Genomic DNA, 18852 nt, shown 5'->3' on the forward strand with positions numbered 1-18852 from the left:
TCATCCGGCCGCCTGCTGCTGTGCCGGCTCGGCCTCGGCCGGCACGTAGTCATGGCGTACGCCCAGGTCGCCCAGCCACGCGCGGAGGCCGGCGACGGCGGCCGGGCCGGTCGCGACCTGGGCCGCGTACTCAGCCAGCGCGACCTCCTCACCGTCGTCGTACACCAGCCGGGCCGGGCCCGACCAGGACAGCTCCCACCGGGCCTGGCCGTGCTTGATCAGCACCGCCTCCAGCGCCTGCCCCAGCACCTTGGCCAGCACCGGCTCGGCGGGACCCCAGCCCAGCTCCTTGAGCCGCTCCTCCAGCTCGCCCTGCAAGCCCCTGGCGATCGCCTCGAACGCCGCGTCCAGGTAGGGCTTGCTCGCCCCCATCACCCGCTGGCCCGCCACCGCCAGGTCGTACAGCGCATGGGCGTTGCGGGCGCTGTAGACGCCCTCTGCGACGAGCTCCTCCCAGGAGGCCGCCCGCAGCCCGGTCAGCGCCTCCGGCGTCCACATCGACTGCTCGACGGCGTGCGCGGCCACGTTGGCGTCCTGCAGCAGCGTCAGCGCCGAGCGCGGGTCCGGCACGTGCTCGGGCTCGGGCAGCAGCTCGATCGCCGCCAGCCGGTCGGCCAGGCTCGGATGCGAGTCGTACGGCGAGGTCTCCTCGGGCCGCTCACCCAGCCGCACCAGCTCCGCCTGCCGGGCCGTGTCGTTCAGCATCGAGTGGAAGCCGCCGAACACCGCCGCCGGGCGGTAGCCGCCCGCGCCGGTCAGCGAGAGGTACGTCTCGGTGTAGAGGTCCCAGGCCGTCGCCGTGTAGTGGATCTTGCGCAGCGCCTGGCCCATGGCCTGCCGGCCGCCGATCTGCACCGCGAACTCGTCGGCCTCCAGCTCCTGCTTGCGCGAGACGGCCTGCGAGACCCGCAGGTAGAGCTTGGCGTACGCGGCGAACACGCGCTGGATGAACCGGTGCCTGTGCAGGTTGCGGACGGTCGCGAGCAGCGAGACCCGGCCCCGGTAGACCGGCGCGCCCAGGCGGGTGTGCGCGCCGCTGTAGTGGCCCAGCTCGTGCCCGAGCACCGCCCGCATCTCGTCCACCGTCAGCGTCTGCAGCAGCGGCATCCCGATGTACATCCGCCGCCTGGTCGCCACCAGCCCCAGCAGGCGGGTGTCCTCCCCGACCGCCGCGTTCACCTCCGGCACCAGCCGGATCTCGTCCGGCGGGGCCGTACGCACCCGCCGGGCCAGATCCTCCACGGTCTGCCAGAGCACCGGCTCGTGCTCGCGGCCGACCAGCACTCCCGGCTGCTCCCCGCCGCTGCGGCGGCTCACCATCACCAGGGTCCGGACGAGCGCCGCCGCGGCGAGCGTGAGGATGATCGCCCCCCGCAGGAGGTTGCCGTGGAAGTCGACGATCAGCAGCACGTCGAGGACGACGGCCACCGCAACGACGACGCCGACCAGCACGTAGAAGCCGGTGAGCAGGGCGAAGGCCAGCAGAGCGCGCAAAGCGGTGGTCATAGAGGAGGGCTCCCGGGGAAGGGGTTCTCGCGAGGCTCGACACTAGCGGAGACCGGAAACCGGATAAAATCGCTGCACTTATGATCGGCTACGACGAGCACGACCAGGAGCGGTGGGTTCCTGAGCCCCCCGGCAATCCGGAGCGCAGCGCGTTCGAGCGCGACCGCGCCCGCGTGCTGCACAGCGCCGCCCTGCGCAGGCTGGCGGCGAAGACGCAGGTGGTGGGGCCGGGCGAGTCTCCCGGCGGCGGCCAGCACATCCCGCGCACCCGGCTGACGCACTCACTGGAGTGCGCCCAGGTCGGCAGGGAGATGGGCGCCACGCTCGGCGTCGATCCCGACCTGGTCGAGACCGCCTGCCTGGCGCACGACCTCGGCCACCCGCCGTTCGGCCACAACGGGGAGGTGGCGCTCAACGCGCTGTCGGCCTCCTGCGGCGGGTTCGAGGGCAACGCGCAGAGCCTGCGGCTGCTCACCAGGCTCGAGGCCAAGGTGCTCACCGGCGACGGCCGCAGCGCGGGGCTCAACCTGACGCGGGCCGCCCTGGACGCCTCGATCAAATACCCCTGGACGTGTGACCGGTCGGCGAAGTTCGGCGTCTACGACGATGATCTGCCGGTCTTCGCCTGGATCAGGGACGGCGCGCCCGACGGCCGGGTCAGCTTCGAGGCGCAGATCATGGACTGGGCCGACGACGTCGCCTACTCGGTGCACGACCTGGAGGACGCGCTGCACTCCGGCCACGTCACCCCGGAGGCGCTGCGGTCACCCGCCGAGCGGGTGCAGGTCTGCCGGATCGCCCGCACCTGGTACGCCCCCGACGCCGACCCGGTGGAGCTGGAGGAGGTGTTCGCCAAGCTGGTCGCCGACCCGCTCTGGCCGCGCCGCTTCGACGCCACCCTCGCCGACCTGGCCGGGCTCAAGGCCCTCACCAGCGGCCTGATCGGCCGCTTCTGCCGCGCCGCGCAGACCGCCACCCTGGACGCCTACGGCCCCCGCCACCGCGTCGACCTGCTGGTGCCCAACGAGACATTGCTGGAGTGCGCGCTGCTCAAGGGCGTCACCGCCCACTACGTGATGACCACCGAGGACCACCACGCCAAGCAGGCCCGGCAGCGCGACCTCATCACCGAGCTGGCCTCCCTGATCACCCTCGGCGCGCCCGGCACGCTGGAGCCCGCCTTCCGCCCGGACTTCCTGGAGGCGTCCGGCGACGCCGCCAGGGTCCGGGTCGTCATCGACCAGATCGCCTCGCTCACCGACACCTCGGCCGTGGCCTGGCACCAGCGCCTGTCGCGGTGACCGGCGTCAGGAGAACCCCGTCGGGTTGAGCGTGAACGGCTCGTCGTCCTTGTCCGCCTGCTTGGTCTTGCGCGGGGTCGGGGCCTTCTTCGACGCGCACAGCACGGTGCAGGGCGGCGTCTCGCCGACCCTGCCCCGCAGCGCCAGCGTCTCCTCCCTGGGCGAGAGCGTCGGGTTGCCCGACAGCCAGGCGTCCAGATAGTCCCAGGGCTTGACCATGCCCCTGCGCACCCACCACAGGGACGGGCCGGTCTTCCAGGAGATCGCGAAGTAGAGGTTGGGCGCGGTGGCGCGGGCGTTGCCGGTGTTGCCGACCCGCCCCAGCAGCCGGCCGGCCGACACGCGCAAACCCGGGCGGATCCCCTCGGCGACGCTGTCGAGGTGGCCGCCGAGGTAGCGGACGCCGTCGTCGCCGATGATGGTGACGAACCGGCCCTCGCGGTGGGCGCCGGAGTCGGTGGACGGCAGCCACCGGTTCTGGGTGTTGACCTCGTCGACGACGCCGCCGACCGGCGCCACGAACGCGCACCCCTTGGCCGCCCAGATGGTCGTCTTCGGCAGCACCAGCAGCTTGCTCTGGTAGGTGACCTTGCAGCCCTCGACGGGGAAGACGTAGGTGTACTTCGACAGCTTGGGCGGCGGCACCCTGACCGGGTCGTCGCCCTCGGGGGCGCGCACGGCCGCCTGGTTGGACGGGGACGGCAACGGGATGGTCGCGGTCACGGCGGGAGAGGCCGTCCTCTTCTCCGTGCCGGACGCGGGCGCGGACGCCGGGGACTGGGCGCTGACTCCGGCGATGCCGGTCGCCGTGCTGCAGGAGGCCGTCAGCAGCACGACGCCCGTCACCGCCGCCCACCTCACGCCCAGCCCCGCTCGCATGATCTCCACCCGCGTCACCGTATCCAAGGACAACCTTTACCTTTGTAGCCGACAGGGACCGTTCCCATAACAGCTTTCCGCGTATCCGCGCGATGGCGTCACCACTGGTGTCCGGCCCGTCACGGAGGTCACAGCATTTCTCTCACCGGGGTGAGAGTCTGTCGGAGGCGCGCAATAGACTCACCGGCGTGGCTGGCCGGATCCGTGATGTCGACATCGCGCTCGTACGCGAGCGTTCCCCCATCGCCGACGTGATCGGCGAGCACATCCAGTTGCGAAACGCGGGCGGTGGCAACCTCAAGGGGCTGTGCCCGTTCCACGACGAGAAGAGCCCGTCGTTCAACGTCACGCCCGAGCGGGGGATGTACTTCTGCTTCGGCTGCTCCGAGGGCGGCGACGTCATCACCTTCGTCGAGAAGATCGAGCACCTGCCGTTCAGCGAGGCCGTCGAGCGGCTCGCCCAGCGGGCCGGCATCCAGCTGCAGTTCGAGCAGGGCGGCTATGCTCCGCGGCGCGACCACGGCGAGCGGGCCAGGCTGATCGAGGCCCACCGGGCCGCCGCCGAGTTCTACGCCGACAAGCTGCTCGCCCCCGACGCCGCGCCCGGACGGCGGTTCCTGTCGGAGCGGGGCTTCGAGCGGGCCGACGCCGAGACGTTCGGGGTCGGCTACGCGCCCAACGAATGGGAGGCGCTGGCCCGCCACCTGATGGGGCGCGGCTTCACCGCCGACGAGATCGTCAAGGGCGGGCTCGCCAAGCAGGGGCGGCGCGGGCCGATCGACCGGTTCCGCGGCCGGCTCATCTGGCCGATCAGGGACGCCACCGGAGACGTGATCGGCTTCGGCGCCCGCAAGCTGCTCGACTCCGACGACGGCCCCAAATACCTCAACACCCCCGACTCGCCGCTCTACAAGAAGAGCCAGGTCCTCTACGGCATCGACCTGGCCAAGCGGGAGATCTCCAAGCGCGCCCAGGCGGTCATCGTCGAGGGCTACACCGACGTGATGGCCTGCCATCTGGCGGGGGTCCCCACCGCGGTCGCCACCTGCGGCACCTCTTTCGGCGAGGAGCACATCAAGATCCTGCGCCGCTTCCTGCTCGACCAGGCCGAGTTCCGCGGCGAGGTGGTCTTCACCTTCGACGGCGACGCCGCCGGCCAGAAGGCGGCGCTGCGGGCCTTCGCCGACGAGCAGAAGTTCGTCACCCAGACCTACGTCGCCATCCAGGCCGACGGGCTCGACCCGTGCGACCTGCGCGTCAAGCAGGGCGACGCCGCCGTCCGCGACCTCATCGCCAGCCGCGAGCCGCTGTTCCAGTTCGCCATCCGCAGCACCATCGCCCGCTACGACCTGCGCAGCAACGAAGGCAAGATCGCCGCCCTGGACGCCGCCGCGCCCATCGTGGCCGCCATCAAGGACCCCGGCCTGCGCAAGCGCTACGCCATCGACCTCGACCGGTGGCTCGGATTCATGGACGAGCGGTTCGTCATCCAGCGCATCGGCGACGTCGCCCGCGCCCAGCAGGGCCGCCCCCAGCGCACCGCCAGGCTCGCGCCCGTCGACCCGCACGTCCGCGTCGAGGCCGAGCTGCTCAAGCTGGCCGTGCAGCGGCCCGCGCTGCTCGGCCCCCGCTTCGACGCGCTCGACCCGCAGGCGTTCACCGCCCCCGACCACGTCGTCCTGCACCACGTCCTCACCGCCGCCGGCGGCCTGGCCGCGGCCGGGCACGGCGGGCGCGAATGGGTGGACCTGCTGCTGACACACTCCCACGAGGAGGGCGCCCGCGCGCTGGTCACCCGGTTCGCGGTGGAGGCGATCCAGGTCGAGCCGGGCGCCGAGGAGCGCTACGCCGGCGCCATGCTGGCCGCCCTGGAGGCCGTGGCGGTCGACCGGGCGATCGCCCAGGTCAAGTCCCGCATGCAGCGCCTCAATCCGGTGGACGAGCAGCAGGACTACAACAAGCTGTTCGGCGAGTTGGTGGCGCTGGAGCAGCAGCGCCGCGTGCTCCGCGACCGCGCCGCCGGAAGCTGACCCGGCCTTACCGAATGAATGTGCGTCCCGGCGCGGCGAAGATCGGGGAAAAGTCCACTCAGCCGCCCGGAAGCGGACGGAGTGGCCGAACTCATCGGCAATTCCGGAGCCGCGAACGCCCTGATGGGACGGCTCCGGCAGGGGTGCGGAGGCGTCCGGCGGGCGACATCAATCCAGAGCGCGTAATTGACTTTACTTTCCTGATCAAACTCCGGCTAAACATTGAAGCGATCTCAATTCGGTAAGGGTGGTCGCCTTACCTTCTGTACCAAAAATGGGTCTGCCATTTTATGGAACCAATACTGCAGACTGTCTCCCGTGGGTGCATCGGTGCTGCCAAGTGGACCGCCATCCGTTGATCAGGTGGCGGACCTCGTCGCAAAGGGAAGGGAGCGCGGAAGCGTAACCGTCGATGACGTCGCAGCCGCGCTCGACCGATCCGAGCTGCCGTCCGACGCGCTGGAACGCGTCGTGCGGATGCTCGCCGAGAACGGCGTGGAGGTGCTCGAGCCTCAGGGCGACGAGGAGCCTGCCCGCGCCGATGAGGAAGACGTAGGCAAGCGGGCGCCGACCAGTGATCTGGTCCGGATCTACCTGCGGGAGATCGGCCGTGTGCCGCTGCTGACAGCCGAAGAGGAGGTGGAGCTCGCCAAGTCGATCGAAGCCGGCCTGTTCGCCGAGGACAAGCTCGGCAACGGAGTCTCCCGGCTGGCCTTCCCTGAGTTCAGGGAGCTCGTCTGGCAGGGCACCCGGGCCAAACAGCGCCTCATCGAGGCGAACCTGAGGCTCGTGGTGTCGATCGCCAAACGGTACGTGGGCCGCGGCATGCTGTTCCTGGACCTGATCCAGGAGGGCAATCTCGGCCTGATCCGCGCGGTGGAGAAGTTCGACTACACCAAGGGTTACAAGTTCTCCACCTACGCCACCTGGTGGATCCGCCAGGCGATCACCCGGGCGATCGCCGACCAGGCGCGGACCATCCGCATCCCGGTGCACATGGTGGAGACCATCAACAAACTCGTCAGGGTGCAGCGGCAACTCCACCAGGATCTCGGCCGGGAGCCGATCCCGGAGGAGATCGCCATGGAGATGGACCTTCCCGTCGATCGGGTGGTGGAGATCCAGCGCATCGCGCAGGAGCCGGTGTCGCTGCAGTCACCGATCGGTGAGGAGGACTCCGACCTCGGGGACTTCATCGAGGACGCCGACGCTGTCGTGCCCATGGAGGCGGCCGCCTTCATCATGTTGCAGGATCAGCTCGACGACATCCTGGCGACACTGTCGGACCGCGAGCAGCGCATCATCCAGCTCCGCTTCGGCCTGGCCGACGGCCATCCGCACACGCTGGAGGAGGTGGGCAGGGAGTTCGGCGTCACCAGAGAGCGCATCCGGCAGATCGAGTCGAAGACCCTGGCCAAGCTCCGGCACCCGACCAGGGCCCAGATGCTCCGCGACTATCTGGACTGAGATATCTGGACTGAGATATCTGGACTGGGAGGGGTCACGACGGCGGGCCGGGGACATGCTCCCCGGCCCGCCGTCGTCCCGGAGCAAGCCCTCTCAGACACAGCCCTCGAACTGCGGTACGGCCACCGTGTCGATGCGCAGGCCCGTGGCGCCGAACCACTTCTCCAGCAGCTTGGCGGCCGTGCCGTCCTGGTACATGCCGGTGATCACCCGGTTGACTTCCTCGCAGCCCGCCACGTCGCCCAGGCGCATGCCCACGCCGGTGCGCTGCTCGTTGAACTGGGCGTTGACCAGCCGCATCCCGCCGCCGTCCTGCTTGGCCAGACCGGCCAGGATGATGTCGTTGGTGGTGATCGCGTCCACCTGGTCCGCCTTCAGCGCCGCCAGGCAGGCCTTGTAGTCCTTGAACGGCAGCACCCGCGCGGCCACCTTGCGCTCCTCCAGCACCCGCGAGGCCGCGTTGGACCCCTGCACCTCGCAGATCCGGCGGTCCCTCAGATCGCGCACGTTGCGGATGGCCGTCTCTCCTGGCCGTACCAGAATGTCCTGGTAGGAGATGTGGTACGGCCCGGCGAACAGCACCCGCGCCTTGCGGTCCTGGCTGATCGTGTACGTGGCCACGACCAGGTCGGCCTTGCCCTCGACGAGGACGCGCTCCCGGTCGGAGGCCAGCACGGGGATGAACTCGGCCTCCTTGCCCAGCTTGTCGGCGATGTAGCCGGCGACGTCGATGTCGTAGCCCTCGAAGTCGCCGTCGGGGGTGCGGAAGCCCACCGACGGGAGGTCGGGGCGGACGCCGATGACGATGCGGTCCTTGTCCACGACGGACTCGGGGGCGCCGGCGCCGCAGGAGGCGGCGAGCAGCGCCACCAGGGCTGCCAGCGCCGCCGTCAGCAGCCGCTTCATCTGTACTCCCTCAGTCGTGGCCACACCCCGGCGACGAGGAGCAGGCCGATGCCGCCCATCGCGTACGGGAGCAGCCGCCACAGATCGTCGAGCGCGCTCTCGCCCTGGCCGACGGCTCGCTGGAAGACCGCCTGGTGCCGGTCGGCGAGTGCCGTCAGTTCCTTGTCGTAGGCGTCGAACGCCTCCCGCACCGGCCCCAGCCGGGCGGCGACGGCCTCGCCGGTCCTGCCGGCGGCCACCAGGTCGCGGAAGGTCCGGTCGGCCGCCTGGAAGCGGGTGTAGGCGTCCAGCGCGGGGCGGCCGGTGCCGGTGCTGAGCCGCAGGCCCAGCATGCCGAGGTAGTCGTCGGAGCCCCGCGCCACCTGGGCGTGGTAGGTCTCCAGGTTGCCCGCCTCGCGGTAGAGCACCTTCTGCGACTTGTCGAGGTAGGTGTGCTCGTAGGTGTCGGCCCGCTCCTTGTCCAGCAGGAAGCGGCTCTGGTCGCCCTGCATGCTGTTGCCGATGGCGCGGGCCTTGGCCAGCGTGACGATGGAGTCGAACCCGTCGGACTTGGCGGTCTCCAGATGACCGAGATCCTGCCTGAGCACGTTCCCGCCGAAGACGAGCGTGGCCAGGGTCAGCACGGTCGCGGCCACCAGCGCGGGCCCGAACACGCGGCGGAAGTGCCTGGTCAGATAGACCTGCAGCCGCAGCAGGCAGATCAGCGCCAGCAGCCCGGCCGCCACCACGGCCCACCGCAGCGCGGGCAGCATGACGGTCTTGTCGTCGTAGGTGCGGCGCACGATCGTGCCGCTCTCCAGCGTCAGGTTGTACGCCTGCGGGAGCAGCACCAGCCGCATCAGATCGGTGGCCTCCCGGTAGACCGCCACCACCTCGGCGGGCGGCGGCCCGGCGGGGTGGCCGGACTGGGAGTCGAGCAGCAGGGCCCGCGCCGCCAGCTGCTCGTAGCGGCCGAGGCCGTCGAGCACCGACTCGATGGTGCGGCGCTCGGCCTGGTCGTTCCCGGCCAGCTCGAACGCCTTCAGCAGCGCCCGGTTGGCCATGGCGCGCTGCTGCTCGTACCGGGTGAGGGCGGCCTGGCGGCGGGATTCGTTCGCCTGGCCCATCACGAGCACGTCGGCGAGTTGCGAGTCCATGTCGCTCAGCCCGAAGTAGAGCCCGGCGGTGGCGACGACCTGCGGGCCGGCGTCGCGGCCGATGACCCGCATGCCGTCGCCGGCGACGGCGGCGCCTGCCGCGACGGCCGCGAAGAGCAGCGCCAGCGCGGCCGCCGTGACGCCCGTGAGCAACCTGATCCGGCCGGGCACGCCGCTCCGGGCGGGCAGCGCCCGCGAAGGCGGCGGCTGTGGCGCGGGTGGTGCCGGTGGTGCGGGTGGCATGGGAGGCGCTGCCGGCTGAACCTGTGTCACGGTCAAGGCGTCCCCTCCCTGATGGTGATGACCGTCCAGGCGCCCACGTGGATGCGGTCGCCGACGCCGACGGTGACGGGCGTGTTGACGGCGACGGGCTTGCCGTTGACCCGGGTGCCGTTGGAGGATCCCGGGTCGACGAGCATCCAGGAGCCGCCGGGCTGCGCGATCAGCACGGCGTGCAGGTGCGACACGCCCGGGTCGGACGGCGGGCCGGACAGGTCGATGTCCGGCTGGAGGTCACGGCCCCGGCTGCGCCGTCCGATGCGCACCTGCTCGGCCTCCAGGGGGAAGGAGCGTTCCGGGCAGTACGGCGGGAAGGCGATGGCGTCGGCGTCCGGACCGCCCTCGGCGATCACCTGCTCGTAGTAGACGCGGTCGGCGGCGGTGACCGCCTCCCAGCGGGCGCCGGCCGCCGGCAGGTGCGCCGGGGCGCCCGAGCCGTCGAAGGCGTGGCCGCACACCTCGCAGAACTGCCCGGCACGCGGCGTCTGACAGATGGGGCAGCTCTCGGCGCCCGTCCGCTCGGCGGCCGGCTGCGGCTCGGGCGCCGCAGGGGCGGCTCCGGCGATCTGCGCGCCGCACACGTCACAGTAGTCGTCGCTGCCCGACGCGTGGCCCTGAGGGCAGGTCGCCATCAGCTGCCCTCCCCGCTCTTACGCAGCCTGCTGGTACGGACCGAGCCGGTGTCGAGCTCGATCTCGTCGGCCTTGTCGACCTGGCCGCGCAGCCGGGCCGTGCCGCTGACCGGGTCGACCTCGACGACCTTGTCCAGGAGCCTGGCGGTGTCCTCGCGGCCGGAGTCGGCGGCGATCTGCCTGGCCTTGGCCAGCCGGGCGGTGGCCGTCCGCTCGTCACCGGCCGCGCGGGCGCCGAGCCCGTCCTGGATCAGCTCGTGCAGCTCGGCCTGGCCGGTGTAGTGGGCGACCTTGACGTTGATCTGGGTGGACTGGGCCAGGTCGTCGGTCCACTGGGCGAGCACGTTGCCGCTGGCGTAGACGTCCTGGGTGTCGGGCCGTACCAGCTTCACCCAGGCCGCGCGGATCTCCTGGCCGAGCCGGCCGGGCGGGACCTCCACGCACAGCTGGTACTCACGCTCCTCCGCGCCCCACGATCCGGTGGGGTAGTCGCCGGTCAGCGGGTTGACGTCGAGCCGTTTGCCGGTCAGGTCGAGCAGGGTGGGGGAGACCTGCTTGACGAACTTGAGCGTGGCCGCCTGCGGCACCCACACCCGCAGGGACAGGTCGGCCAGGGTCTTGCTCATCGAGGTCTGGGTGATCCGGCGGAAGAACTCGGCCAGCTCGTTCTGGTTCCGGACGTACTCGAAGGTGCCGAGCAGCGCCTCGGACACCTTGCGGAGCTGGGCGGGCACCCAGTCGGCGCCGACGCCGAGGCTGTCGCAGACGAACTTGCCGCTCCAGGCGGCCAGCACCGCGTCGAACACCTCGTCGCGCTCGTTGTTCTGGCCGTCGGTCATCAGGATGGCGTGCCGGATCGCGTCCGGGTGCGCCGACAGCAGGTTGCCGGCGAGCTTGATCCACTCGCCCATCCCGGTGCCGCCGTGCGCGCTCAGCTTGGCGACGGCCCGCTGCGCCTCCGCCCGGGTGGCCGGAGTGGCGCGTACGAGCCCGTCGCCGCGCGGGTAGACGACCTTGGCCCCGCTGGTCCCGGAGATCACCGCGAAGAAGACGCCGTCGCGCAGGGTGTCCACGGCCGTGGCGGCGGCCAGCCTGGCGTCGCGGATCTTGCTGCCGCTCATCGAGCCGGACGTGTCGACGATGATGACCTCGGCGGCCTCGGCAGGAACGGAGGTCGCCAGGGCGTCACCGGAGGAGGAGACCGTGAGCACGGCGTGCACCTCCCGCCCGCCGGTGGGAAGGTACTTGTTCTGGTCGATCTGCAGCGTGAAGGTGGGCTGGTCACCCATGCGGGCCTCCTAGAGGTTTCACGACGAGGGGGATCACGACGATGGTCACGTTGTCCTGGCCGCCGGAGTCGAGCGCGTGGCGCAGCATCTGGCGGGCCTGTTCGAGCGGGGTGCCGGAGGCGGGGAAGCGGTAGTCGTTCAGGTAGCGCCACAGGCCGTCGCTGCAGATGAGCAGCGACCCCGGCCCAGGCGGGACGAAGGTGCGGACGCGCGGGACCGCGTCGGCGTAGTCGGCGCCGAGCCAGGCGGTGATCTCACCCGTGGGGACGGCGTCGTCCTCGGTCAGCGGCGTGCCGCCGGGCAGCCAGTAGGCGCGGCTGTCACCGGCCCAGCAGAGCGTCACCCGTCCCGGCTCGGCCACCGCGGCCACGTAGGTGCAGGCGGGAGCGTCGTCCTCGGCGGCGGCCAGCTTGACGACCGCCTGCTTGGCCAGGGTGAACGCCTCCTCGTGCGGTAGTCCGCGCGCCAGGGCGGCGGCGGCCGTCTCCACCGCGACGGCGGACGCCTCGTCGGCCCGCGGCGAGCTCCCCACCCCGTCACAGACGACCGCCACGACCGCCCCACCGGCGAGCAGGGCCATCGCGTCCTCGTTGCGGGCGCGGCGCAGGCCTCTGTCGGTCACGCCCGCCGCGCCGCCGGGGAGCTCCAGCTCCGCGTGGTCCCTGCCGGTGGGCTGGCGCAGGCCGCAGCGCTCGCAGTAGCCCTCGGCGTCCACGGCGGGCGCGCCGCAGGCCGTACAGGAGGGAGCGGAGAGCCGGTGGCCGCACGCCTCGCAGTAGGCGTCGCCCGCCGTCACCGGGGCGTCGCAGACGGGGCAGCTCACAGCCACGTCCGGGGACGTACCTCGTTGGCCCGGTCGACCAGGGTGTGGCGCTCCTGACGGGAGGGCGCGGCGGCGGCCAGCCCGCGGTAGATCTCCTCCAGCCTGCGGCGGACGCCCCGCTCGGTGAACGGCGCGCCGGCCAGGCGCAGCCCCGCAGGCGGCGCGGTGGTGCCGAGCAGGGCCAGACCGGCGCGCAGCACCTCGGCGGTGAGGTGCTCACGGCGGCGCGGGTCGAGGTCGGCGAGCTGCTCCAGCCTCGTCACGGCGGCCGCCAGGTCGCCGTGACCGAGCCGCGTGGGGTCGGGACCCCTGGAGGTGGCGGCGACGAGCGCGACCTGGGCCGCCACCCGGTGGCTGGAGGTGACGGGCACCTCGTCGAGCGCCCCCGGCAGGCCGTTCCTGGCCAGCCCGAAGGCGGCGCTGACATAGCCGTGGTCGGTCCGCCACACGCTCTCGTACCAGCGCACCGGATCCTGGCCGGCGCATTCGAGGGCGAAGGCCAGGCCCAGCCGGGGCGCGAGCTCGCCGGGCAGCAGCGACACGCAGGCGTCGAACATCCGCACGGCCTGCGACGGGTCGCCCAGGCCGAGCGCGGCCACCGCGCGGTACCAGGTGACGCGCCAGTCGCCGGGCAGCAGCCGGTCCAGCTCGTCCAGCACCTCCGACGCCTCGGGCGAGCCCTCCTCGACGAGCAGCCTGGCCAGCGTGAAACGGGTCTCCGGGGTGGGTGCCATGGCCCGTACCTCGGTCAGCAGCTCGCTGGGATGGCGGCCCGCCAGGCCGGCGAGCTGACCCGCGGCCGGGTCCTCCGGGTTGGCCAGCGGCACGGGCAGCGCGGCCACCGCGTCCAGCGCGCGCAGGTCGTCGAACACCTGGTCGTCGGCGGCGGCCAGCGCCGTTCCCACCGGCGCCCGCTCGGGCCCGAACAGCGTGGACGCGGCCGGGTACGGCACGCCGTCGGCGGCGGCGCTGATCTCGCGCAGCACGCCGACGAGCTGCTCCTCCATCTCCCTGGCGTCGGCGAACCGGTCGGCGGGGTCCGGCGCGGTGGCCCGGCGCAGCAGCCGGGCGAACGACTCGTGCCCGCAGTCGTCGGGCAGCGGGGAGGCCACGCCGCCCCTGGCCGGGCTGAAGGACGGGATGGCCAGCACCGCGAGCGTCCTGGCCACCGTGTAGAGGTCGGACCGCACCGACGCGGGCTGGGTGTCCAGCTCCGGGGCGTGGTAGCCGACGGTCACCCAGGAGGAGCCGGCGGGGGAGCCGATGCGCTGTACGGCGCCGAGGTCGATGAGCATGAGGCGCTTGCCGACCCGGATCACGTTGGCCGGTTTGAGGTCGCAGTAGACCAGGCCCTGTTCGTGCAGGTAGCCGAACGCGCGCAGGATCTCGCGCCCGTACATGAGGGTCTCGCGCAGCGGTAAGGGGCCCTGGCGGCGCAGCTCGTGCAGGGACTGGCCGCCGACGTACTCCATGACGATGTAGCCGAGGCCGGCCGAGCGCTGGAAGTTGAAGATCTTGACGATGTTGTGGTGGTCGACCTCGGTCAGGAACTTCCGCTCGGCCTCGGCGGCGGCCAGCGCTTCGGGGTCGGCGGTGTTGAGCAGGCCCTTGAGCACCACCCAGCGGCCGTTGAGGTTCTCGTCCGCGGCCAGGTAGATCCAGCCGAGCCCGCCGTGCGCCAGGCAGCCCAGCACCCGGTACTGGCCCGCCACCAGGTCGCCCTTGGCGAGCTTGGGGGTGAAGGAGAAGGGGGTGCGGCAGTGCGGGCAGAACCCGTCGGCGCGGCCCCGCTGCCCGTCCCGCGAGCGCCCTACGGGCTTGCCGCAGGACAGGTTGGCGCAGAACCGCTTCTCCTCGGACACCTGCGGGTCGGACAGCACCGCGTCGGCCGGATTCCGGTAGGGCGCCGACGGCAGGTCGGCGAGCTCGGCGAGCATGCCTGCCCGCGACCGGCCGCTGCTCGCCGGTGAGGTCACGCCCCCGCTCGCCGGCGCGGTCACGCCCCTGCTCACGGGCGCGGTCACGCCGCTGTTCACGGAACCGGATGGGGTGGCGGCGGGGGCGGCGGAGGCGGCCGCCGGTGCGGCGCCGGCCGCGTGCCCGCACCGGTCGCAGTACCCGTCCTCGATCATGCCGGAACAGCCGGGCTGTGCGCAGGTGCTCAGTGACGGGCCGGCCGCGTGCCCGCACTGGTCGCAGTACCCGTCCTCGATCGTGCCCGTACAGCCGGGCTGCGAGCAGGGCGTCATCGGCCACCTCCGTGGATCGCGCGCTTGTACAGATCGACGGCCGAGGCCGCCTTGGTCAGGTCGCAGGGGGCGGTCCACAGCAGCGCCCGCGCCTGCGCGTAGAGCCGGACGGCCTCCGGGTCCTCGGCCGTGCCGAGGCGTGCCGCCTTGGCCTGGGAGGCGACGAGCAGCCCGCGCAGCTCGTCACGCCTGGCGATCAGGCCGAAGAGCGCCTTCGCGGTGGTCAGGGCCTGCTGGGCGGCCTCCTGGGCGCGCTGTTCGAGCGCGGCGAGCCGTTTGGAGCGCGCCAGCCAGGAGTCGGCCGCGGCGTCCAGCGCGTCGAGCTCGCCGGCCAGCTCGCCGACCCGGTTGCGCGGCTGTGCCTGGGGCGGCAGGGCGATCTTGACCACGACCGCGCCGTGCGCCAGCCGGGCCTCGCTCTCGGCCGCGCGCACCTGGTCGAGGGCGGCGCCGAGGTTCTCGCGCCGCCGGCCGTACTCGTCCCTGACGGCCAGGGCCTGCTCCAGGTCGGCCTGGGTGCCGGCGAGGAAGCGGGCGATCGGGTCGAGCTCCTGCTTGGCGGCGCCCGCGTCGAGCGGGTCCTCCAGGACGGCGGCGCGCAGGCGGCTCAGGTCGGCGCGCGTACGGGCCAGATCGGCGGTCTCACCCAGGCGGAGCAGAAGGGCGTCAACCTCGCGCAGGGCGTTGTCGGCCGCGTCGAGCCGGGGCAGCAGGGCGGTCCAGGTGGAGTCGATCTCCGTGAGCGCGTCGGTGGCGGTCTGGAAGGCGGCGTCCATCCGCAGGACGGTCTCGTCGAGGGTGAGCCGCTCGTCCGGCTGGGGTAACAGTGAGCGCTGCTCGACCGGCCGGCGCGGCGCCCTGACCACGACCGAGGGCCCGGCCAGCAGCTCGGTGAGCGCGGCGAGCTGATCGCCGCCGAGCCGGGCGCGTCCGGCCCTGATCCGCTCGGCCTGGCGCAGCACCTCGCGGTAGGCGTCGTTGAGCGACCACATGGCGGCCAGCGCCGTTTGCGCCTGGTCCCAGCGCTGCCGCGTCCGGCCGCGTAACGTCGCGTCCTTCAGTAATCGGTAGGTGGTGTGCGACTCCAGGTCGAGCAGGTCGCCGGAGATGCGGTCGCGCTCGGCGGCTCTGGCGCTGAGCGCGAACTCGGCCGCTTCCCTGCTCATCGGTGGTCCCAGACTGATCACGCTCCCCGTGCAGCAGTCCCCCGCTGCCCGTGTCAACGGGAGGACCGACCGGTTGGTTCCAAAAGAGTAGGGGAACCCCTGACTTGTCCCTGATTGAACCCTGTCTTACCTGCAGAACACTTAAATGATCTCGTACGGTCTGGGCATGGGACGAATTCTTCTTATCATCGCGGCGATCATCGCCGCCCTCTTCCTCATCGGCCCTCTCATGGGCCTCGTCTTCGGTCTGGTCAAGTGGGGCCTCATCATCGGCGCCGTGGCGCTCGGTGTGATGTTCCTGTCGAAGTGGGCTAAAAGGACATAGCGTCCTGGTGCATCCCGGCGCATAGTGGGTTGATGGAGGCGCGGCCAGCGGTCGACGACGCTGCCCTCGGGCGCGAGGCGCTGTCCGTGCTCGAGGCGAACTGGACGGGATGCGCCACCGTGCCCGCGCCTGGCCTCTACCCCCACCAGTGGAGCTGGGACTCCGCGTTCGTGGTGATCGGGCTGGCCAGGCACCGCCCCGACCGGGCCCGCGCCGAGCTGCTCGGCCTGCTCCAGGGGCAGTGGGCGACAGGGATGCTGCCGCACATCGTCTTCCACACGCCCCAGGCGTATTTCCCCGGCCCGCCCGTCTGGCGCTCACAGGACCATGGGGCCGCGCCACCGGTGCTGACCTCCGGACTCACCGCGCCGCCGCTGCACGGGCTGGCCCTGTGGTGGCTCTACCGGCACACCGGCGACGTCGCCTTCGTCCGGCGCGTCTTCCCGGCCATCGCCGCCCAGCACGCCTACCTCGCGAGCGCCCGCGACCTCGGCGGCGGCGGCCTGGCCGCCATCGTGCACCCCTGGGAGTCGGGCATGGACGACAGCCCCGCCTGGGACCAGCCGCTCGCCGCGCTCCCGGAGATCAGGTACGGCTACCGCAAGATCGAGCTGGCCGAACGGCACCCGGACAGCGACCACGACCGTTACGTCTGGCTGGCCCTGCGCTACCGTGACGCCGGCTACCGCCCCGAGTATCTGCGCGACGAGCACCCGTTCGCCATCGAGGACCCGATGTTCAACGGGATCTGGCTCGCCTCCTGCCAGGCCATGGCCGAGCTCGCGCCGCTGACCGGCGCCGACGGCAAACCGCACGCCGAGCAGGCGGAGCGCATCCGGCACGCGCTGCTCGAACGCCTGTGGGACGGCTTCTTCTACGCCCGCGACCTGCGTACCGACAGCTTGATCAGAGTCTGCACGGTGGGTGCGTTCGGCCCGCTGCTCGACCCCGGGCTGCCCAGCGGGCACGTCAGCGCCGCCGTCGACATGCTGGAGTCGGCCCGGTTCATGGGCGCGACCGGCTACCCAGTCCCCAGCTGCGAGATCCGCGCGGCCACGTTCGACCGGACCCGCTACTGGCGCGGCCCCTCCTGGGTCAACACCAACTGGCTGCTGCGCCACGCGGCGGCCGTGCACGCGCTCGAACCCCTGAGCCGGCAGCTCGCCAACGGCACCCTGCGGCTGGTGCGGCAGGCCGGTTTCCGGGAGTGCTTCGACCCGTTCGATGGCAGCGGGCGGGGGTGCAGGGACTTCTCCTGGAGTGCGGCGCTCACCCTCGACCTGCTCGCCGATACCGTGGAGCCATGAAAGCCTTCCGCCGCCTGCCCGCCGACGTACGCAAGTCCCTGGCCACGCTGCCGGGGGAGCGGGTGCTGACGTTCAGCCCCGCCGCGGGCGAGGGTTACGTGGTGGCCACGGACCTGGCCCTGTACCTCGCCGACGGCACCCGGGTGCCGTACGAGACGGTCGACAAGGCGTCCTGGGACGAAGAGGGGCTGCGCCTGCTCACCATCGACGGCCAGAGCCGCCGGGCGCTCGTGCCGGAGCCGCGCCTGCTGCCCGAGACCCTGCGCGAACGGGTCAACGCCACCATCGTGGTGAACAAGCACGTGAATCTCCCCGGGCGCGGCGGCGTGCGACTGGTGGCCAGACGCCGCCCCTCGGGCGAGATGGTGGGCTGGACGCTCGTCTTCGACGACGGCCTCGACCCCGACGACCCGGGCCTGCGCGCCCTGGCCGAGCAGGCCCTCGAAGGGCTGCGGCGCAGCATGGGCGTGTGAGAGACGACACGCCCATGCGCGCCGATCAGTAAGGCATCCGGCTCTGCCCGGCCGCCTTCGGCTGGTCCGCCGTCTCCTCGGGCCAGCCCGTGCCGGCCTCCCCGTCGTGGCGGTGCCGATTCCTGAACGGCATCCGCTCCTGGAGCGGGCCCACCTTGGACCGTGCCGTCTCCCCGGCCTTCGACATCTGCGCCCCGACCACCCCCGCGGCCTCCTGCACCCTGGGGTTGTCGGCCACACGCTGTGCCGTCCGCTTGATCTGCTCGTATCGCTCACGGCCTGCCCGGCTGCCGAGCACATAGCCGACGGCCAGTCCCATGACGAATGGCATTCGATATCGCATGTTGCACCTCCGCTCCCACGGCCCTACCCCGATCACGATGCGACACGCACTCCGCGAGTGCGCTAATCTATTCCTGCGCACGACGGACGGGGCCAACCCCCCGTCGATCAGCGTCATCGTACGATCCCGCGTAGCTCAACGGCAGAGCAGCCGGCTGTTAACCGGCAGGTTAGAGGTTCGAGTCCTCTCGCGGGAGCTTTGCCGCAGCTCAGGCCCCCTTCTTTGATCAAGGAAGGGGGCCTGAGTCGTTCCGGGAGCCACTACCTGGCTTGGTCACCGTTTTTGAGACGGAGTCCAATGCCCTCGGTGTCAGGGACAATGACCGGCCTGATCTGGCGCCGGTAGACGGTCTGCGTGGTGTTAGGTGTTGAGTGCCCCGACGAGATCGGCGAGGTGTTCCACCGAGACAGCCCCGCCATCAACCGTCACCTCGATGGCGTGGAGCCTGCTTGGCCATGTCGTCGTCGAGTACACAGGCCAGATTTCGATCAGCGGCTAGATGAGGTCGTCGAAGTCTCCGTCACCCATGCCGCCACGGAAGGCCTGCCACTCGCTTTCCGTGAAGAAGAGCACTGGGCCATCGGGATCCTTGGAGTCACGCATGACCACCAGACGATCCTCATCAGACTTGTGTGTGGCAAGCTCGTTCGGTGCTTCGAGTACGCCGACCTCGACGCAGTCAGCGCCGCCGTTGCCGCTGCGACGGCTCTTGCGCCAGACGACACCGGAGAGATCCATCGC

Annotated in this window: 17 protein-coding genes and 1 tRNA gene; 7 read left to right on the top strand and 11 right to left on the bottom strand. The window is 71.6% G+C overall.

Annotated features, from left to right (window positions below):
• Positions 1-1506: a M48 family metalloprotease gene (locus ACIBQX_RS28235; protein WP_397009609.1), complete on the bottom strand. Its 1506-nt coding sequence runs from the start codon at positions 1504-1506 to the stop codon at positions 1-3.
• 80 nt (positions 1507-1586) lie between these two features.
• On the opposite strand from ACIBQX_RS28235, the gene ACIBQX_RS28240 reads away from it, so the two are divergent.
• Entirely contained in the window at positions 1587-2807 is a 1221-nt protein-coding gene (locus tag ACIBQX_RS28240) for a deoxyguanosinetriphosphate triphosphohydrolase (protein WP_397009611.1), read from the top strand.
• 6 nt (positions 2808-2813) lie between these two features.
• Here ACIBQX_RS28240 and ACIBQX_RS28245 read toward each other — a convergent pair whose 3' ends face one another.
• Entirely contained in the window at positions 2814-3686 is an 873-nt protein-coding gene (locus ACIBQX_RS28245; RefSeq protein ID WP_397009814.1) for a peptidoglycan DD-metalloendopeptidase family protein, read from the bottom strand.
• 188 nt (positions 3687-3874) lie between these two features.
• Between ACIBQX_RS28245 and dnaG the strand changes: the two genes are divergently transcribed.
• Positions 3875-5716 (top strand): DNA primase, encoded by a 1842-nt coding sequence (dnaG, locus tag ACIBQX_RS28250; protein ID WP_397009613.1) that lies wholly within the window; start codon positions 3875-3877, stop codon positions 5714-5716.
• Positions 5717-6079: 363 nt separating this feature from the next.
• The gene (gene rpoD / locus ACIBQX_RS28255) at positions 6080-7183 is read left to right on the top strand and encodes an RNA polymerase sigma factor RpoD (protein ID WP_397009615.1); all 1104 of its coding nucleotides are present in this window, start codon (positions 6080-6082) and stop codon (positions 7181-7183) included.
• 93 nt (positions 7184-7276) lie between these two features.
• On the opposite strand, the gene ACIBQX_RS28260 is transcribed toward rpoD, so the two are convergent.
• From ACIBQX_RS28260 to ACIBQX_RS28290, 7 genes are read right to left on the bottom strand one after another with little or no spacing between them, the layout of a single operon-like run.
• Complete coding sequence (locus ACIBQX_RS28260; protein ID WP_397009617.1) at positions 7277-8089, bottom strand: transporter substrate-binding domain-containing protein; 813 nt, start codon at positions 8087-8089, stop codon at positions 7277-7279.
• On the bottom strand, positions 8086-9468 hold the full coding sequence (locus ACIBQX_RS28265) for a hypothetical protein (RefSeq protein ID WP_397009619.1): 1383 nt from the start codon (positions 9466-9468) through the stop codon (positions 8086-8088). Before ACIBQX_RS28265 ends, ACIBQX_RS28260 begins: the two co-directional genes overlap by 4 nt.
• Before the next feature lie 32 nt (positions 9469-9500).
• Positions 9501-10136, bottom strand: a complete 636-nt coding sequence (locus ACIBQX_RS28270) for an FHA domain-containing protein (protein WP_397009621.1) — start codon at positions 10134-10136, stop codon at positions 9501-9503.
• Entirely contained in the window at positions 10136-11425 is a 1290-nt protein-coding gene (locus ACIBQX_RS28275; protein WP_397009623.1) for a VWA domain-containing protein, read from the bottom strand. Before ACIBQX_RS28275 ends, ACIBQX_RS28270 begins: the two co-directional genes overlap by 1 nt.
• A complete protein-coding gene (locus tag ACIBQX_RS28280; RefSeq protein ID WP_397009625.1) occupies positions 11418-12254 on the bottom strand; it encodes a PP2C family serine/threonine-protein phosphatase in 837 nt (278 codons plus the stop codon). Before ACIBQX_RS28280 ends, ACIBQX_RS28275 begins: the two co-directional genes overlap by 8 nt.
• On the bottom strand, positions 12245-14497 hold the full coding sequence (locus ACIBQX_RS28285) for a tetratricopeptide repeat protein (protein WP_397009627.1): 2253 nt from the start codon (positions 14495-14497) through the stop codon (positions 12245-12247). The genes ACIBQX_RS28280 and ACIBQX_RS28285 overlap by 10 nt, the downstream gene beginning before the upstream one ends.
• Positions 14494-15663 carry a hypothetical protein gene (locus tag ACIBQX_RS28290; RefSeq protein ID WP_397009629.1) on the bottom strand — a complete coding sequence of 390 codons (1170 nt, stop codon included), beginning with the start codon at positions 15661-15663 and terminating at the stop codon, positions 14494-14496. The genes ACIBQX_RS28285 and ACIBQX_RS28290 overlap by 4 nt, the downstream gene beginning before the upstream one ends.
• A gap of 145 nt (positions 15664-15808) precedes the next feature.
• On the opposite strand from ACIBQX_RS28290, the gene ACIBQX_RS28295 reads away from it, so the two are divergent.
• The 3 genes from ACIBQX_RS28295 to ACIBQX_RS28305 are packed head-to-tail and all read left to right on the top strand — an operon-like array spanning position 15809 to position 17768.
• Positions 15809-15988 (top strand): hypothetical protein, encoded by a 180-nt coding sequence (locus ACIBQX_RS28295; protein ID WP_397009631.1) that lies wholly within the window; start codon positions 15809-15811, stop codon positions 15986-15988.
• A gap of 32 nt (positions 15989-16020) precedes the next feature.
• Positions 16021-17295, top strand: a complete 1275-nt coding sequence (locus tag ACIBQX_RS28300; RefSeq protein ID WP_397009632.1) for an amylo-alpha-1,6-glucosidase — start codon at positions 16021-16023, stop codon at positions 17293-17295.
• On the top strand, positions 17292-17768 hold the full coding sequence (locus tag ACIBQX_RS28305; protein WP_397009634.1) for a hypothetical protein: 477 nt from the start codon (positions 17292-17294) through the stop codon (positions 17766-17768). Before ACIBQX_RS28300 ends, ACIBQX_RS28305 begins: the two co-directional genes overlap by 4 nt.
• 25 nt (positions 17769-17793) lie before the next feature.
• On the opposite strand, the gene ACIBQX_RS28310 is transcribed toward ACIBQX_RS28305, so the two are convergent.
• Entirely contained in the window at positions 17794-18111 is a 318-nt protein-coding gene (locus tag ACIBQX_RS28310; protein ID WP_397009636.1) for a YtxH domain-containing protein, read from the bottom strand.
• Positions 18112-18235: 124 nt separating this feature from the next.
• Here ACIBQX_RS28310 and ACIBQX_RS28315 point away from each other — a divergent pair.
• Positions 18236-18307, top strand: a tRNA-Asn gene (locus tag ACIBQX_RS28315).
• 299 nt (positions 18308-18606) lie between these two features.
• Here ACIBQX_RS28315 and ACIBQX_RS28320 read toward each other — a convergent pair.
• Positions 18607-18849, bottom strand: coding sequence for a DUF397 domain-containing protein (locus ACIBQX_RS28320; RefSeq protein ID WP_397009638.1), 243 nt, complete (start codon positions 18847-18849; stop codon positions 18607-18609).
• Positions 18850-18852: the final 3 nt, after the last annotated feature.

Source organism: Nonomuraea sp. NPDC049714, from assembly GCF_044465295.1.
Lineage (GTDB): Bacteria > Actinomycetota > Actinomycetes > Streptosporangiales > Streptosporangiaceae > Nonomuraea.

Excerpts from the sequence above, each read along its gene's own strand:
- ACIBQX_RS28235 (WP_397009609.1), bottom strand. The coding sequence starts at position 1,506 with ATGACCACCGCTTTGCGCGCTCTGCTGGCCTTCGCCCTGCTCACCGGC.
- ACIBQX_RS28240 (WP_397009611.1), top strand. The coding sequence starts at position 1,587 with ATGATCGGCTACGACGAGCACGACCAGGAGCGGTGGGTTCCTGAGCCC.
- ACIBQX_RS28245 (WP_397009814.1), bottom strand. The coding sequence starts at position 3,686 with ATGCGAGCGGGGCTGGGCGTGAGGTGGGCGGCGGTGACGGGCGTCGTG.
- ACIBQX_RS28260 (WP_397009617.1), bottom strand. The coding sequence starts at position 8,089 with ATGAAGCGGCTGCTGACGGCGGCGCTGGCAGCCCTGGTGGCGCTGCTC.
- ACIBQX_RS28265 (WP_397009619.1), bottom strand. The coding sequence starts at position 9,468 with ATGCCACCCGCACCACCGGCACCACCCGCGCCACAGCCGCCGCCTTCG.
- ACIBQX_RS28270 (WP_397009621.1), bottom strand. The coding sequence starts at position 10,136 with ATGGCGACCTGCCCTCAGGGCCACGCGTCGGGCAGCGACGACTACTGT.
- ACIBQX_RS28275 (WP_397009623.1), bottom strand. The coding sequence starts at position 11,425 with ATGGGTGACCAGCCCACCTTCACGCTGCAGATCGACCAGAACAAGTAC.
- ACIBQX_RS28285 (WP_397009627.1), bottom strand. The coding sequence starts at position 14,497 with ATGACGCCCTGCTCGCAGCCCGGCTGTACGGGCACGATCGAGGACGGG.
- ACIBQX_RS28290 (WP_397009629.1), bottom strand. The coding sequence starts at position 15,663 with ATGAGCAGGGAAGCGGCCGAGTTCGCGCTCAGCGCCAGAGCCGCCGAG.
- ACIBQX_RS28295 (WP_397009631.1), top strand. The coding sequence starts at position 15,809 with ATGATCTCGTACGGTCTGGGCATGGGACGAATTCTTCTTATCATCGCG.
- ACIBQX_RS28300 (WP_397009632.1), top strand. The coding sequence starts at position 16,021 with ATGGAGGCGCGGCCAGCGGTCGACGACGCTGCCCTCGGGCGCGAGGCG.
- ACIBQX_RS28305 (WP_397009634.1), top strand. The coding sequence starts at position 17,292 with ATGAAAGCCTTCCGCCGCCTGCCCGCCGACGTACGCAAGTCCCTGGCC.
- ACIBQX_RS28310 (WP_397009636.1), bottom strand. The coding sequence starts at position 18,111 with ATGCGATATCGAATGCCATTCGTCATGGGACTGGCCGTCGGCTATGTG.
- ACIBQX_RS28320 (WP_397009638.1), bottom strand. The coding sequence starts at position 18,849 with ATGGATCTCTCCGGTGTCGTCTGGCGCAAGAGCCGTCGCAGCGGCAAC.